This window comes from Burkholderia seminalis DSM 23518 (genome assembly GCF_902832885.1).
Classification (GTDB): domain Bacteria; phylum Pseudomonadota; class Gammaproteobacteria; order Burkholderiales; family Burkholderiaceae; genus Burkholderia; species Burkholderia seminalis.
The window spans coordinates 653,595-666,181 of sequence record NZ_CADFDK010000002.1 but is presented as its reverse complement, the minus strand read 5'-3'; the positions used below and the strand labels follow the sequence as shown (position 1 = coordinate 666,181).

Annotated in this window: 15 protein-coding genes; 4 read left to right on the top strand and 11 right to left on the bottom strand. The window is 64.2% G+C overall.

The annotated features are described in order from the left end of the window. Positions 1 to 95: 95 nt before the first annotated feature. Entirely contained in the window at positions 96 to 758 is a 663-nt protein-coding gene (locus tag HWX00_RS09530) for a glutathione S-transferase family protein (RefSeq protein ID WP_034185628.1), read from the bottom strand. Between the two features lie 287 nt (positions 759 to 1,045). On the opposite strand from HWX00_RS09530, the gene HWX00_RS09525 reads away from it, so the two are divergent. Continuing rightward, on the top strand, positions 1,046 to 2,401 hold the full coding sequence (locus HWX00_RS09525; protein ID WP_049035779.1) for a polyhydroxyalkanoate depolymerase: 1,356 nt from the start codon (positions 1,046 to 1,048) through the stop codon (positions 2,399 to 2,401). A 108-nt stretch (positions 2,402 to 2,509) separates the two neighbouring features. On the opposite strand, the gene HWX00_RS09520 is transcribed toward HWX00_RS09525, so the two are convergent. From HWX00_RS09520 to HWX00_RS09495, 6 genes are all read right to left on the bottom strand, one after another. Further along, positions 2,510 to 2,974: a DUF3761 domain-containing protein gene (locus HWX00_RS09520; RefSeq protein WP_034185626.1), complete on the bottom strand. Its 465-nt coding sequence runs from the start codon at positions 2,972 to 2,974 to the stop codon at positions 2,510 to 2,512. Between the two features lie 62 nt (positions 2,975 to 3,036). Further along, positions 3,037 to 3,174, bottom strand: coding sequence for an HHHH-motif protein (locus tag HWX00_RS09515; RefSeq protein WP_006488624.1), 138 nt, complete (start codon positions 3,172 to 3,174; stop codon positions 3,037 to 3,039). 304 nt (positions 3,175 to 3,478) lie between these two features. After that, positions 3,479 to 3,913 (bottom strand): cupin domain-containing protein, encoded by a 435-nt coding sequence (locus HWX00_RS09510; RefSeq protein WP_049035781.1) that lies wholly within the window; start codon positions 3,911 to 3,913, stop codon positions 3,479 to 3,481. 24 nt (positions 3,914 to 3,937) lie between these two features. Then, positions 3,938 to 4,096, bottom strand: coding sequence for a hypothetical protein (locus HWX00_RS09505; RefSeq protein ID WP_167361891.1), 159 nt, complete (start codon positions 4,094 to 4,096; stop codon positions 3,938 to 3,940). A gap of 27 nt (positions 4,097 to 4,123) precedes the next feature. Beyond that, a complete protein-coding gene (locus HWX00_RS09500; protein WP_226193647.1) occupies positions 4,124 to 5,131 on the bottom strand; it encodes a glycine betaine ABC transporter substrate-binding protein in 1,008 nt (335 codons plus the stop codon). Positions 5,132 to 5,274: 143 nt separating this feature from the next. Further along, complete coding sequence (locus HWX00_RS09495; RefSeq protein WP_244131157.1) at positions 5,275 to 6,135, bottom strand: LysR family transcriptional regulator; 861 nt, start codon at positions 6,133 to 6,135, stop codon at positions 5,275 to 5,277. A 275-nt stretch (positions 6,136 to 6,410) separates the two neighbouring features. Here HWX00_RS09495 and HWX00_RS09490 point away from each other — a divergent pair, with 275 nt between their 5' ends. Continuing rightward, entirely contained in the window at positions 6,411 to 7,199 is a 789-nt protein-coding gene (locus HWX00_RS09490; RefSeq protein WP_208456739.1) for a HalD/BesD family halogenase, read from the top strand. Positions 7,200 to 7,280: 81 nt separating this feature from the next. Continuing rightward, positions 7,281 to 8,501, top strand: coding sequence for a M24 family metallopeptidase (locus HWX00_RS09485; RefSeq protein WP_208456738.1), 1,221 nt, complete (start codon positions 7,281 to 7,283; stop codon positions 8,499 to 8,501). A 45-nt stretch (positions 8,502 to 8,546) separates the two neighbouring features. Here the strand turns inward: HWX00_RS09485 and HWX00_RS09480 are convergent, their stop codons facing one another. From HWX00_RS09480 to HWX00_RS09465, 4 genes are all read right to left on the bottom strand, one after another. Next, positions 8,547 to 9,314 carry an ABC transporter ATP-binding protein gene (locus HWX00_RS09480; RefSeq protein WP_034185621.1) on the bottom strand — a complete coding sequence of 256 codons (768 nt, stop codon included), beginning with the start codon at positions 9,312 to 9,314 and terminating at the stop codon, positions 8,547 to 8,549. A 33-nt stretch (positions 9,315 to 9,347) separates the two neighbouring features. Beyond that, positions 9,348 to 10,061 (bottom strand): ABC transporter permease, encoded by a 714-nt coding sequence (locus HWX00_RS09475; protein WP_034185620.1) that lies wholly within the window; start codon positions 10,059 to 10,061, stop codon positions 9,348 to 9,350. Further along, positions 10,058 to 10,747: an ABC transporter permease gene (locus HWX00_RS09470; RefSeq protein WP_034185619.1), complete on the bottom strand. Its 690-nt coding sequence runs from the start codon at positions 10,745 to 10,747 to the stop codon at positions 10,058 to 10,060. Before HWX00_RS09470 ends, HWX00_RS09475 begins: the two co-directional genes overlap by 4 nt. 173 nt (positions 10,748 to 10,920) lie before the next feature. Then, the gene (locus tag HWX00_RS09465; protein WP_175027461.1) at positions 10,921 to 11,694 is read right to left on the bottom strand and encodes an ABC transporter substrate-binding protein; all 774 of its coding nucleotides are present in this window, start codon (positions 11,692 to 11,694) and stop codon (positions 10,921 to 10,923) included. Positions 11,695 to 12,243: 549 nt separating this feature from the next. Here HWX00_RS09465 and HWX00_RS09460 point away from each other — a divergent pair. Beyond that, a complete protein-coding gene (locus tag HWX00_RS09460; protein WP_080287695.1) occupies positions 12,244 to 12,558 on the top strand; it encodes a hypothetical protein in 315 nt (104 codons plus the stop codon). Positions 12,559 to 12,587 lie beyond the last annotated feature (29 nt).

Below are 12,587 nucleotides of genomic sequence, written 5' to 3'. Positions count from 1 at the left end.
AAGGTAAAACGTTTGCGAGTGGCGCAAGCGCGTCGAATGTTCGTTTCGCCGCTTGCGCGTGTAGTGAAATTGAAAGCGTACGGCGGCCGTGTGCGTCAGAACTCCATGTCGAGTTCGTCGATGTCTTCATGCTCGGCCTTCGCCGCATCGATCCATTCCGCGACGAACGGCTGCGCGAGCACGCGCATGCAGTATTCGGCGATGTCCGGCTCGAGCTTGACGTCGTAGGTCAGGAAGCGCGTGACGACCGGCGCGTACATCGCATCGGCGATCCCGATCTGCGCGCCGAACAGCCAGGGGCCCCCGTACGCGGCGAGGCACTCGCGCCAGATCGTGACGATCCGCTCGATATCGTGCTGCGCGCGTGACCAGATCCGGAAGCCGGGAAAATGCGCGCGCAGGTTCATCGGCAGCGCGGAGCGCAACGCGCTGAAGCCGGAATGCATCTCACCGCAGATCGAGCGGCAATGCGCGCGCGCATGCCGGTCGTCGGGCAGCAGCCGCGCCTGCGGCCGGATCTCGTTCAGGTACTCGGCGATCGCGAGCGTATCCCATACCTTGCTGCCGTCGTGCGTCAGGCACGGCACGAGGATCGACGGCGACAGCAACAGCAGTTCCGCGCGCGACGCCGCATCGATCGGCACACTGACCGTCTCGAACGCGAGGCCGCTCAGCTTCGCGAGCAGCCAGCCGCGCATCGACCACGACGAGTAATTGCGGCTGCTGATGGTCAGCGTCGTCAGTCCGGTGGATTCCATGTTGCTCCCTGCTGGTTGCCGTTCGTGCCCCTGCACCGAAACGGATGCATCACGCCGTGATCCGCACCACGCCTGTGCGACCCATTCGCCGAACTGGCGCAGCGCCGCACGGTGTCGCGACACGCATCGCACGCCGGAGCGGTGCGGCCACGCATCGACCGCACCTGCCCGTCGTCTTGCGCCGCCCGCGCCGCCGCGTTTCCGAACCGCGTGCAACGCGCGTGCCAGCCGCATGCTGGCACACGGCTTGCCTCGTTCCTTGCAACGCGGCGCAACGAGCGACGGCCATGAACCTGCTTGCCTATCCGTTTTACCAATGGTCTGCCGAATGCGTGCGCCCGGCGCGCGCATGGGCGGCCGCCACCCGTGCGACGATGTCGCTGTGGCCGCCCTCGACGTCGACGCCGACCGGCCGCATGCTCGACGCGCTGTGCGAACTGCTCGAATGCTGCGCATTCTCGCACCGGCGTCCGCCGTTCGGAATCGAATCGATCGCCGTCGACGGCGACACGGTGCCGATCGTCGAGGAAGCGGCGGCCGTCACGCCCTTCGCGACGCTGCTGCACTTCCGCAAGGCGCGGCCCGTCGCACGCCAGCCGCGCGTGCTGATCGTCGCGCCGATGTCCGGACACTTCGCGACGCTGTTGCGCGGCACCGTGCAGACGATGCTGGCCGATCACGACGTGTACATCACCGACTGGCACAACCCGCGCGACATCCCGCTGACGGCCGGGCGCTTCGGCTTCGACGAATACGTGGCGCACGTGATCGACTTCATCCGCCAGATCGGCCCGGACGCGCACGTGCTCGCGATCTGCCAGCCGACGGTCGCCGCGCTCGCGGCGGTTTCGCTGATGGCAGCCGGCGGCGATCCGGCGCAGCCCGCGAGCCTGACGCTGATGGCCGGCCCGATCGACTGCCGCGTGAATCCGACGAAGGTCAACGCGCTCGCGACGAGCCAGCCGATCGAATGGTTCGCGCGCAACCTGATCAGCGTCGTGCCGGCGGGCTTCGTCGGCGCGCAGCGGTGCGTGTATCCGGGCTTCGTGCAGGTCGGCGCGTTCATGTCGATGAACCCGGACCGGCACGCGGCGTCGTTCGCCGATCTGTACTACCAGCGCGCGAAAGGCGACCCGGCGAAAGCCGACACGCTGCGGCATTTCTACGACGAATATTTCGCGACGGCCGACCTCACCGCGGAGTTCTATCTGGAAACGGTCGAGAAGGTGTTCCAGCAATACGCGCTCGCGCGCGGGGAGCTGACGGTCGGCGACCGGCTCGTCGAACCGGCGGCGATTCATCGCACCGCGCTGTTGACGGTCGAAGGCGAGAAGGACGATATCTGCGCGGTGGGCCAGACGGTGGCCGCGCAGGAACTGTGTTCGGGGTTACCGTCGTATCTGAAGACGCACCACGTTCAGACGGGTGTGGGGCACTACGGCGTGTTCAACGGCAGCCGGTGGGAAACGCAGATCTATCCGATCGTGCGGGCGACGATCCATGACAACGAGCCGTACGATCGCACCGCGAATGCGGAAGGCGACCCAAGCGGCACCCACTACGTCACGCTGCGCGCCCTGCTCGATGCGCGCGCAACCGGGAGCGACGCAACGACGGAAACACGATCGCATCACGCGCACTGAGCGTGCGCGTCGCCGCAAACGAATCGCCCCGCCGAAGAGGCGGGGCGACGTTTGCTGCGGCGTTCGGACGACGCGCGAGCGAAGGCACTCGCGCGCCGGCACCGCGCGTTACGAGCAGGCCTTTCCGTGCGACGCGTGGTAGCCCTTCGCCTTCGCGTCGGCTTCCGACATGTAGCTGCCGTGCTTCGTCTTGCCGTAGTACTTGTCGGTCGAGCAGTGGTAGACCTTCGTGCTGTCGTTCGCCCACACCTTGCCCGCACCGCCGCCCGGCGCGGCTGCCGTCGTCGCGGCGGCGCTCTTCGCGGGTGCCGTGCCCGATGCCGGCGCGGCGGACGCCGCCGTGGCCGGCGCCGCGGCCGGTGCGCTCGCTGCAGCGGCGGCCGATGCGCCGTACCACGTCTTCACACCCTTGTGGCCCGCACAGGCGCCCTTCTTCGATGCGCCCGAGTAGAACGAGCCGTCCTTGCACAGCCCGGTCGTGCCGGCCGGCGCGCTGGCCGGAACCTGCGCGAACGCACCGATCGACACACCCATGCCGGCGACCAGCGCGGCGATCAACATCGTTTTTTTCATGGTCCTCTCCTGATTTGCCTGAATGATGAAAACGTCCCGGGCATCCCCGGGCAAAGCCACGGTTACCGCACCCAGCGGCACACGCGATGGTGGTGATGATCGAAATGGCACACACGGTGCGAATGCGCTTCGGCCAGTGCCGGCACGAGCACGGCGCAAGCCAGTGCGGTTGCCGTCAGGATCTTCGCGATGCGGTTCATGGTGAAACTCTCCCGGATAAATCAGCCGGTGATCCGGCTGGTCACTCCTTAACGCCGGTCGTCGACCGGCCGTGCACCGCGCGGCCGCGCAATTGACGATCTTTGACATCGCGTCGCGAATCGGCGCTCGAAGCTGACGAATGTCTTTCTTTTCTTTCCGGATCTTCAGCGCCGCAACGGTTTGGAATTCGAAGCAACGTTCCGAAGCGGGAGGCGGGTCGCAGCAGTCCACAGCTCAATAAAAAACCGCCCGAAGGCGGTTGGTCTCGAGCATGCGCCCGGCGCGCGCCGGAAACCCGGCAAGCTATGCGCCCGCCTCGCCCCACGGCGTCGGCGCGGGTACCGCGCACGGCCCGTCGACGTCGATCGACTTGAAATCGGCGGGCCCGACGATCTCCAGGTACTCCATGTCCGGCGAATAGTCGAACAGGTAGTGGACGATCCCCGGCGCCTGGTGCACGCAGTCGCCGGCGGCTACCAGCGTTTCCTGTTCGCCATACATGAAGCGAGCCCAGCCCTTCAGCATGATCACGATATGGAACTCGGCCTCGTGACGGTGCCAGCCGGTGCCCGCCTCCGGTGCATGGTTTGCCCTGACGAGTTGCGCGACGACCTTGCCGTTCGTCGCGGCCGCAATGCCAAGATCGCGGTACAGGAAGAAGTCGCGCAGGCCCTCGCCTTGATAGGCGGTGTCCTGCGGCTTCACGTGGGAAAAAGCGGTGGTGGTCTGCTCGCTCATCGCTGTGCTCCTTCATCGAAAGGATCACGCGTGACAAGCATTTAGCGTTCCAGTTTGCAGCGGCGCGACGCCCGCGTGCGAAGCCCTGCCTGTCAGCAGCGTTTGCGCGATCATCGCCGCGCCGACATTCATGGCGCGTTTCTCAAACTGGGTTGCCGCCTGATCCGCAGGAATACCCGGCATGCAAAGCAGTCTTCGAGAAACCTGCTCTTAGCGTAGCCATTCACCCACCCGGGCGCGATTCGACGCGATCCATCGCGCGACACCCTTCTGCGGATCGGATTCACCGGCGGCACGGATATCGTTCATCAGCGAGCCGAGCGTCTGGTCGTCCATCTTCCATGCACCGAGCCAGCGCGCGACATCCGGACGTGTCTGACTGAAGCCGGCCTTCGCGATTGCATAGATCGCATCGGGTTGACCGAACACCTGCTTCGGGTCTTTCAGGTAGTGCATCGGATACTTCGCCCACACCCAATGCGGATTCCACAGCGTGACGACGATCGGCTGGCGACGCTTTGCCGCGCGATCCAGCGCGAGCAACATCGCAGCCTCCGATGACGGCAACACAGTCGCGTCGAGCGCATAAGCGGTGCGCGCCTCGCCCGTCAGTTTCATCAGGCCGCTGCCGGGTTCGATGCCGAAAATCGTCGGCTTGCCGTCGTGGCTGAACTGGGCGGCATGTGCGTTCAACTGGTCGATGCTGTCGATCGCGACGTAATCGGGCACCGCGAGGCCCAGCTGAGCGCGGGGAAACCACGGGCCGATCTTCTCGACGCGCGACTTGATCGCATCGTACGGCGGGCCGTCCGCGGATGGCAGCCAGACTTCGAACGTCAGATCGAGCTTGCCCTGCGCGACGCCGTTATAGATGATCGCCTTGTCGCCCGACTGCAGCGTGACGTCGTAGCCTTTTTCCGCAAGCAGCGCCTTCCACAGATTCGCGACCGCGATATTCTCGGCCCAGTTGTTCACTCCGATCACCACCGTTCCGTTGCCGGCGGCGTGCGCCGACGCCGAAACCGATAGCGCGAAGAAAAGCACGAACCGCCCGAGTACCGGGCGACGCATGGTGACAATAAACAGGCGGGCAAGCAACGACAGGATCATGAGAAGGGCTCCTATTGAATGGGGAAGGCACTGAGGCAAGGCATAACGCGGCCGATGGAACCGGGCGGGAGCGATCGCGCGGATACCGGCATCCGTGGCAACGGTCATCCGTTCGCTCACAGATATATTTATTGCGCCAATTTCGTTTTGACAGCGAGGAATTCCGATAGGGACCATCGGAGAGGCCGAACGATCGCGTCGTTGCGTTGGGCCCGGCTCCCGCGAGGCTACGGGATGCGATGCACGATCATTCAGGCCGGCGACGGCGCGCTCGCCGCGCGGCGGCGCTCCTCGACCATCGTCTCGATCAGCAGAGCCAGATCGTCGGCTGCAGGATTGCGACTGCCGGGTGAGCGCAGCAGCTCGAGATCTGCGGGCGGCAGCGCCGGCAAGCCGTCTTCCATGTCCAGCACGCGCCAGTTCGCGGGCAGCGTGCAGCGGTCGATGATCGTCACCGCCGCACCGTGATTGACGGCGACCTTGATGCCGGTCGGGCTCTGGCTCGTGTAGATCACGTGATAATGCCGCCCGAGTGCCGCCAGTGCCGCGAGTCCACGCTGACGGTAGCAGCATGTTTCCGGAAACAGCGCGAGCGGCACGGACGCGCCGCCCGGTAACACGAAATCGCGATGCGCGGCCCACACCACGTCCTCGCGGCCGAGATGACGCCCACCGCTTTGCGCGCCGTGCCTGACGACCAGTGCCAGATCGAGTTCGCCCGCCTGCAGGCGCTCGATCAGCTCCAGCGACATTCTGCAATCGATATGCGGGCGCGCATCCGGCCGCAGGCGATAGAACTTTTCGAGCAGATCGGGCAACCAGAGCTCCGCGTAATCCTCAGGCAAGCCGAAGCGAATCACGCCATGAGCGCTCGTGCGTTTAAGTGCCGCTATCGCTTCGTTCTGCACCTGAATGATGCGGCGCGCATGGATCAGGAAGTTTTCCCCGTCTCGCGACAATGCCAGACGGCGACTGTCGCGCAGAAACAGGTGCGTTTCCAGCCGCTCTTCGAGCGTACGGATGCGAAGGCTGATCGTCGATTGCGTCCGGTGCATCTGCCTGGCTGCGGCGGTCACGCCGCCGCTGTCGACCACCGTGATGAACGCGCGCACCAGTTCTCCGTCGAGCGAGCTGAGTTGAGACCAATCGGGTTCGCTGATGTCAGTCATCGAAATTACTCGTTATCCAAGGGAATTTGTCGATCGAATCATTGACGCATCGATAGGCCGATTGTTGTCGAAAACAATTCAGGCCACAAACGCCTCACCCCTCGAAACTGGAGCCAACCGTGCAAGCAAGCCCGCCTCTCGCCGACGCAGAATGTACTGATCTGAGCGACATCGTCGATACCGACCACTATCCGTTGCATGACCCCGGGCACGCCGGAATGCGCGATCTGCTCGCAACGTGCCGGGCCCAGCTGACCGCCAGCGGCAGCGCGGTGTTGCGCGGCTTCCTGCGCCCCGCCGCACTGGAACAGGCGCGCGTCGAAGGGCTCGGCTTCGCGAAAAAAACCTATTTCTCGAGCCGCAAGGTCAATGCGTATTTCACCGCCGACGATCCGTCGTTGCCCGCCACGGATCCGCGCCGCATCTTTATGGATCGCACGAGCGGCTTCGTCACGCGCGACGTGATCCCGGCCGATGCAATCGTTCACCGGATTTACGTGGCGCGTGCGATGAAGCAATTCGTCGCTGCATGTCTCGGCGAAACGCAGATCTGGGAATACGCGGACCCGTACGCCGGACTGGTTCAGAACGTCATGCCGCCCGGCACCGAACAGCCGTGGCACTACGACACCAACGAATTCATCGTGTCGATGATGACGCAGCAGCCCACGGCAGGCGGCGATTTCGAGTACTGCCCGAACATCCGGTCGCCCGAGGGTGAAAACTACGACGCGGTCGGCGCGGTGGTGCGCGGAGAGACGCGCACGCCGATCAGCGTGATTACGCTGCAGCCGGGCGATCTGCAACTGTTCAAGGGCCGTTTCTCGCTGCACCGCGTGACCCAGGTGCGCGGCGACATCGATCGTCACACTACGATCTTCGCCTATTCGAAGAAGCCCGGGGTGGTCGGCCGCCTCGAGCGAACCCGTCAGCTGTACGGCCGCGTATCCGAAATGCATCTGGAAGCCGAACAGACACTGGTCCGCGCGGACAACCTGGTCGACTGACGATGCGATTTCCCGATGGGTAGACCCATCCCATTACTTCGTTGTACTGACACTTATAACGTTACCCCTGACATCATGACGATGCTTCGACCGACTCACCGCCCGGAAGATTGCGAGCCTACCGCCGACGAAATCGCCCAGATCCAGCGCGACCGGCTTGCCGCGGTTCGCCGCGAACTGAAGAAACGCGACCTGACCGCCGCTATCCTGTTCGACCCTACCCACATGCGATACGCCACCGGCTCTCGCAACATGCAGGTGTATTCGATGCGCAATCCCGCACGCTATCTGTTCGTGCCGGCCGAGGGAAAAGTCGTGCTGTTCGAATACGCGGGATGCGAATTCCTGGCCGACGGACTCGATACCGTGGATGAAGTCCGCCCCGCGACCGCGATTTCGTACTACTTTTGTGACGACATGCTGCGTCAGATCACGGAGCGCTGGGCGGACGAGATTGACGATCTGGTTCGCTCGTGCGGTGGCGGCAAGCGGATCGCGATCGAAAGTGCGACATCGGCGGCCGCATTTGCGTTGCAAGCGCGCGGCTATGAGATTTCGGACGCCCAGGAGCCGCTCGAACGCGCCCGTGCAATCAAGGTGCCGAACGAGATCAAGATGATCCGCGCGTCACTGCGCGCGGCGGAAGCGGGTGTGCGCAAGCTCGAGGCCGCCCTCGTGCCCGGCATCAGCGAGAACGAGCTGTGGTCGTACCTGCATCAGCATGTGATCGAGACCGACGGTGACTATGTCGAGACCCGCTTGATAAGCTCGGGCCCGCGCACGAATCCATGGTTCCAGGAAAGCAGCCCACGCAAGATCCAGGCGGGAGAACTGGTCGGGCTCGATACCGACGTGGTGGGCCGCTTCGGCTACTACGCGGATTTCTCGCGCACTTTTCTTTGCGGCGACGGTCCCGCGTCCGCCGCGCAAAAGACGCTGTACCGCCTCGCCTATGAGCAGATCCACACGAACATGGAGAACGTAAGGGCCGGCACCACGTTCCAGGAATTCATCGCGAAGGCGTGGCAGATCCCGCAGCCGTATCGCGCACGCCGCTATTTCGCGCTGGCCCACGGCGTCGGGATGACAGGCGAATACCCGTATATCTGTCATCGCGAGGACAACGATGCAAAGGGCTACGACGGCGTGATCGAACCCGGCATGACGCTGTGCATCGAGAGCTACATCGGCCACGAGGACGGAGGCGAAGGCGTGAAGCTCGAGGAACAGGTCTACGTCCGCGACGACGGCCAGCTCGAACTGCTGTCCGACTACCCGTTCGAGCGCCGCCTGCTCGCCTGAACGCCGCGCGAGACCGATCCCACGGGGCCTTTATGAAGCCGTCTCCTACTTCAAGCGCCCCGACAGAAACTGCCCGAGCCGCTCGCTCTTCGGATTCACGAGAATCTCCTGCGGATCGCCTTCCTCCTCGATCTTCCCCTGATGCAGGAAGATCACGTGATTCGACACGTTGCGCGCGAAGCCCATCTCGTGCGTGACGACGACCATCGTGCGGCCTTCCTCGGCGAGCTTCTGCATCACCTTCAGCACTTCGCCCACCAGTTCGGGATCGAGCGCCGACGTCGGTTCGTCGAACAGCATCACCTCCGGCTCCATCGCGAGCGCACGCGCGATCGCGACGCGCTGCTGCTGGCCGCCCGACAGGTGCGACGGATACATGCCCTCGACGCGCGGCGCGAGCCCGACCTTCTCCAGATACGTGCGCGCGCGTGCGATCGCTTCGTCCTTGCCGATCCCGAGCACGGCCATCGGCGCCTCGATCACGTTCTCGAGCACCGTCATGTGCGCCCACAGGTTGAAGTGCTGGAACACCATCGACAGCTTCGTGCGCATCCGTTGCAGCTGCTTCTGGTCGGCCACGCGCAGCGCGCCGTTGCGGTCGCGGGTGGTCTGGATCGGCTCGCTGCCGATCGTGATCTGCCCCGAGCACGGCTGCTCGAGGAAGTTGATGCAGCGCAGGAACGTGCTCTTGCCGGAGCCGCTCGAACCGATGATGCTGATCACGTCGCCGGCCTTCGCCTTCATCGACACGCCCTTCAACACCTCGTTGTCGCCGAATTTCTTGTGCAGGTTGTCAACGGTAAGCTTGTACATGCTGGGTCCTTCGTTGCGAATCGTGCGGATGCGTTAATGGCTGCGCGGCGCGAGGTACGCGAGCCAGCGCGTCTCGAGCTTGCGGAACGCCCAGATGAGCGTGAACACGACGGCGGCGTACAGCACGGCAGCGATGCCGTAGGCCTGGAACGACATGTAAGTCGCCGAATTGACGTCGCGCGTGACCTTCAGGATGTCGGGCACGGTGGCGGTGAACGCGAGTGTCGTCGCGTGCAGCATCAGGATCACTTCGTTGCTGTAGCTCGGCAGCGAGCGGCGCAGCGCGGACGGCAGGATGATGCGCGTATACAGCTTGAAGCGCGACATCCCGTAGGCCATCCCGGCCTCGATCTCGCCGGCCGAGGTCGCCTTGATCGCGCCCGCGAAGATCTCCGTCGCATACGCGCATTCGTTCAGCACGAACGCGAGCAGCGTGCAGTTCATCGCGTTGCGGAAGAACGTGTCGAGCAGCACGTGGTCGTGCACGACCTGCAGGCTGTAGATGCCCGTGTAGCACATCAGCAACTGCACGTAGAGCGGCGTGCCGCGGAACACGTACGTGTAGAGCCAGACGGGGCCCGAGATCCAGCGGTTCGACGACGCACGCGCGATCGCGAGCGGCACGGCGAGCGCGAAACCGAGCGCGATCGACACGACCAGCAGCCACAGCGTGATCGCGAGGCCGCTGAAGCGGTAGCCGTCGGAATAGAGATAGCTTTGCCAGTACTGGCTGACGAGTTCGATCACAGTGCGAGCCTCCGGACACCGACGGAATAACGCTTCTCGAGGTGATGCAGCACGACGTTCGACACCGTCGTGATCGCGAGGTAGATCGCGCCCGCAGCCAGCGTGAAGAAGAAGAAATCGAGCGTGCTCTTGCCCGCGTCCTGTGACGCCTTCACGACGTCGGCCAGGCCGATGATCGACACGAGCGCGGTCGCCTTGACGAGCACCTGCCAGTTGTTGCCGATGCCGGGCAGCGCGAAGCGCATCATTTGCGGAAACAGGATGCGATGGAACACGCGCCAGCCGCTCATCCCGTACGCGAAGCCGGCTTCGAGCTGGCCGCGCGGCACCGCGAGGAACGCGCCGCGAAACGTCTCGGTGAAGTACGCGCCGTAGATGAAGCCGAGCGTGATGACGCCCGCCACGAACGGGTCGATGTCGATCTGGTCCCAGCCAAGCATGTCGGTGAAGTTGTTCAGCAGGATCTGGATCCCGTAGAACAGCAGTAGCATCAGCACGAGGTCCGGCACCGCGCGGATCAGCGTCGTGTAGAAGGTGCCGATCGACTTGAGCATGCGGTTCGTCGACAGTTTCGCGCTCGCGCCGATGAGGCCCAGCACGAGCGACGCGGCGAGCGACAGCACCGCGAGCTTCACGGTCTCGACCGTGCCGGCCCACAGCAGCGGGCCAAATCCTTGGAAGATCATATGTGGGGTCCAGAGCGAGGTGGCTGGATTGTCAATAGCCATTAGCCGTGCATCAAACGATATCTGCGCACAACCTGATGCACGCTGCTCATCAAGTCGGACGCATCGCGTGAAGCGGGTTGCACCCGGTCACTAACGCGGCGCGCCACAACCGATGCGCGCCGCATGGACGTTCAGCCGCCGTAGACGTCGAACGCGAAGTACTTCTTCTCGAGCTTCCTGTACGTGCCGTCCTTGATGATGTCGGCGATCGCATGGTCGATCTTCGCCTTCAGGTCGGCGTCGTCCTTGCGCAGGCCGATGCCGGCGCCGTTGCCGAGCGTCTTCGGATCGTCGATGTCCTTGCCGGCGAATGCGAAGTTCGCGCCGCGCGGCGTCTTCAGGAGGCCGATGTCCGCCTGCACCGCGTCCTGCAGCGCCGCGTCGAGACGGCCCGACATCAGGTCCTGGTACACGCCGTCCTGGTTCTGGTACGGCACGACCTGCACGCCCTTCGGTGCCCAGTAGGCCTTCGCATAGGTTTCCTGGATCGTGCCCTGCTCGACGCCGACCGACTTGCCCTTCAGCGATTCGGCCGTCGGCTGCAGATTCGCGCCCTTCCTCGCGACGAGGCGCGTCGGCGTGTTGAACAGCTTGTCGGAGAACGCGATCTGCTCGGCGCGCGCCGGCGTCATCGACATCGACGACAGCACGCCGTCGAATTTCTTCGCCTTCAGCGCCGGGATCATCCCGTCGAAGTCGTTCTCGATCCATACGCATTTCGCCTTCAGGCGGGCGCAGATCTCGTTGCCGAGATCGACGTCGAAGCCGACGACCTTGCCGCTTGCATCCTTCGATTCGAACGGCGGGTAGCTGGCGTCGACGCCGAACCGGATCGTCGACCAATCCTTGGCGTGAGCACCGACCGCGATGCAGGCAAGGGCAATACTGAGCGCGAGTTTCTTCATCGTGTTCCTGTCAAAGGCGAACTGGGCCGGGTTCCGGCCGGACTGCCCGCCGCGAACCCTTCCAACCCGGATATCGCCCCTTTCGGCGACGCTCCAAGTTGTACATACAACTTTGCCTTTTTCGGGAGGGTGCCAGCAATCCGTGTTTATCTCTAATTGTCGGCCGATTATGGTCGTGGTCCGGAATTTTCCTTAACTTTCAATTAATTAACGATTACACGATGTTGAATGAAGGCTTTCTCGCGGCAGACTGCCCCGCCTGGAGCCGCGCGAAACCTGTCTAGACCTCGTGCCGCATGCCGTCCGCTTCCCAACCCGACCAGCCGGTAACCGGACAGCAGCTCCGTCAACGGGTGCCACGGCCGAGGGCGGGGCGCGTCGACGCATCGCGGGGATCGATCCGGGGCCGGCCAATGCCGTTTTTATGCGTTCTTTTCAGGCCCGGCGCGAGTCTATACACCGTATCGTCACCGCGATTCCTAGAATGGGCGTCATGTCAAAGACGAGATCGCCACGCTGCACGGCACGAGGCGACCCGGGGATGCATGCATGAAACCGACCAGAACCGAATCCGCCGCTTCACACGATCTGCTGCCCGTGCGTTCGCGGCGCACGTGTCCCGACGACGACCTCGTGCTGCTGTCGATCCGCGTCGAATCGGACAACCTCGCGGCCGTGCGGCGCCGGCTGCATCGGGCCGTCGGCGCCGCGCTCAATTTCTATACGGCCGTGATCGACCGCCGCACCGGGCGCGCGTGCATCGAGTTCGAAGTCGCGCGATCGCAGGCGTCGCCGGCCATCCTGTCGATCCTGCGCGAACTGCCGGCCGCCGAGTTCGGCACGATCCGCCTGTTGCAGCACTAACCGGCGTTCGCCGCCGCGCGTGACTCGCG

Bases quoted from the DNA above. Each gene is read 5' to 3' on its own strand.
- HWX00_RS09530 (WP_034185628.1), bottom strand. From the start codon at position 758: ATGGAATCCACCGGACTGACGACGCTGACCATCAGCAGCCGCAATTAC.
- HWX00_RS09525 (WP_049035779.1), top strand. From the start codon at position 1,046: ATGAACCTGCTTGCCTATCCGTTTTACCAATGGTCTGCCGAATGCGTG.
- HWX00_RS09520 (WP_034185626.1), bottom strand. From the start codon at position 2,974: ATGAAAAAAACGATGTTGATCGCCGCGCTGGTCGCCGGCATGGGTGTG.
- HWX00_RS09515 (WP_006488624.1), bottom strand. From the start codon at position 3,174: ATGAACCGCATCGCGAAGATCCTGACGGCAACCGCACTGGCTTGCGCC.
- HWX00_RS09510 (WP_049035781.1), bottom strand. From the start codon at position 3,913: ATGAGCGAGCAGACCACCACCGCTTTTTCCCACGTGAAGCCGCAGGAC.
- HWX00_RS09505 (WP_167361891.1), bottom strand. From the start codon at position 4,096: ATGCCGGGTATTCCTGCGGATCAGGCGGCAACCCAGTTTGAGAAACGC.
- HWX00_RS09500 (WP_226193647.1), bottom strand. From the start codon at position 5,131: ATGACCGTTGCCACGGATGCCGGTATCCGCGCGATCGCTCCCGCCCGG.
- HWX00_RS09490 (WP_208456739.1), top strand. From the start codon at position 6,411: ATGCGCGATCTGCTCGCAACGTGCCGGGCCCAGCTGACCGCCAGCGGC.
- HWX00_RS09485 (WP_208456738.1), top strand. From the start codon at position 7,281: ATGCTTCGACCGACTCACCGCCCGGAAGATTGCGAGCCTACCGCCGAC.
- HWX00_RS09480 (WP_034185621.1), bottom strand. From the start codon at position 9,314: ATGTACAAGCTTACCGTTGACAACCTGCACAAGAAATTCGGCGACAAC.
- HWX00_RS09470 (WP_034185619.1), bottom strand. From the start codon at position 10,747: ATGATCTTCCAAGGATTTGGCCCGCTGCTGTGGGCCGGCACGGTCGAG.
- HWX00_RS09465 (WP_175027461.1), bottom strand. From the start codon at position 11,694: ATGAAGAAACTCGCGCTCAGTATTGCCCTTGCCTGCATCGCGGTCGGT.
- HWX00_RS09460 (WP_080287695.1), top strand. From the start codon at position 12,244: ATGAAACCGACCAGAACCGAATCCGCCGCTTCACACGATCTGCTGCCC.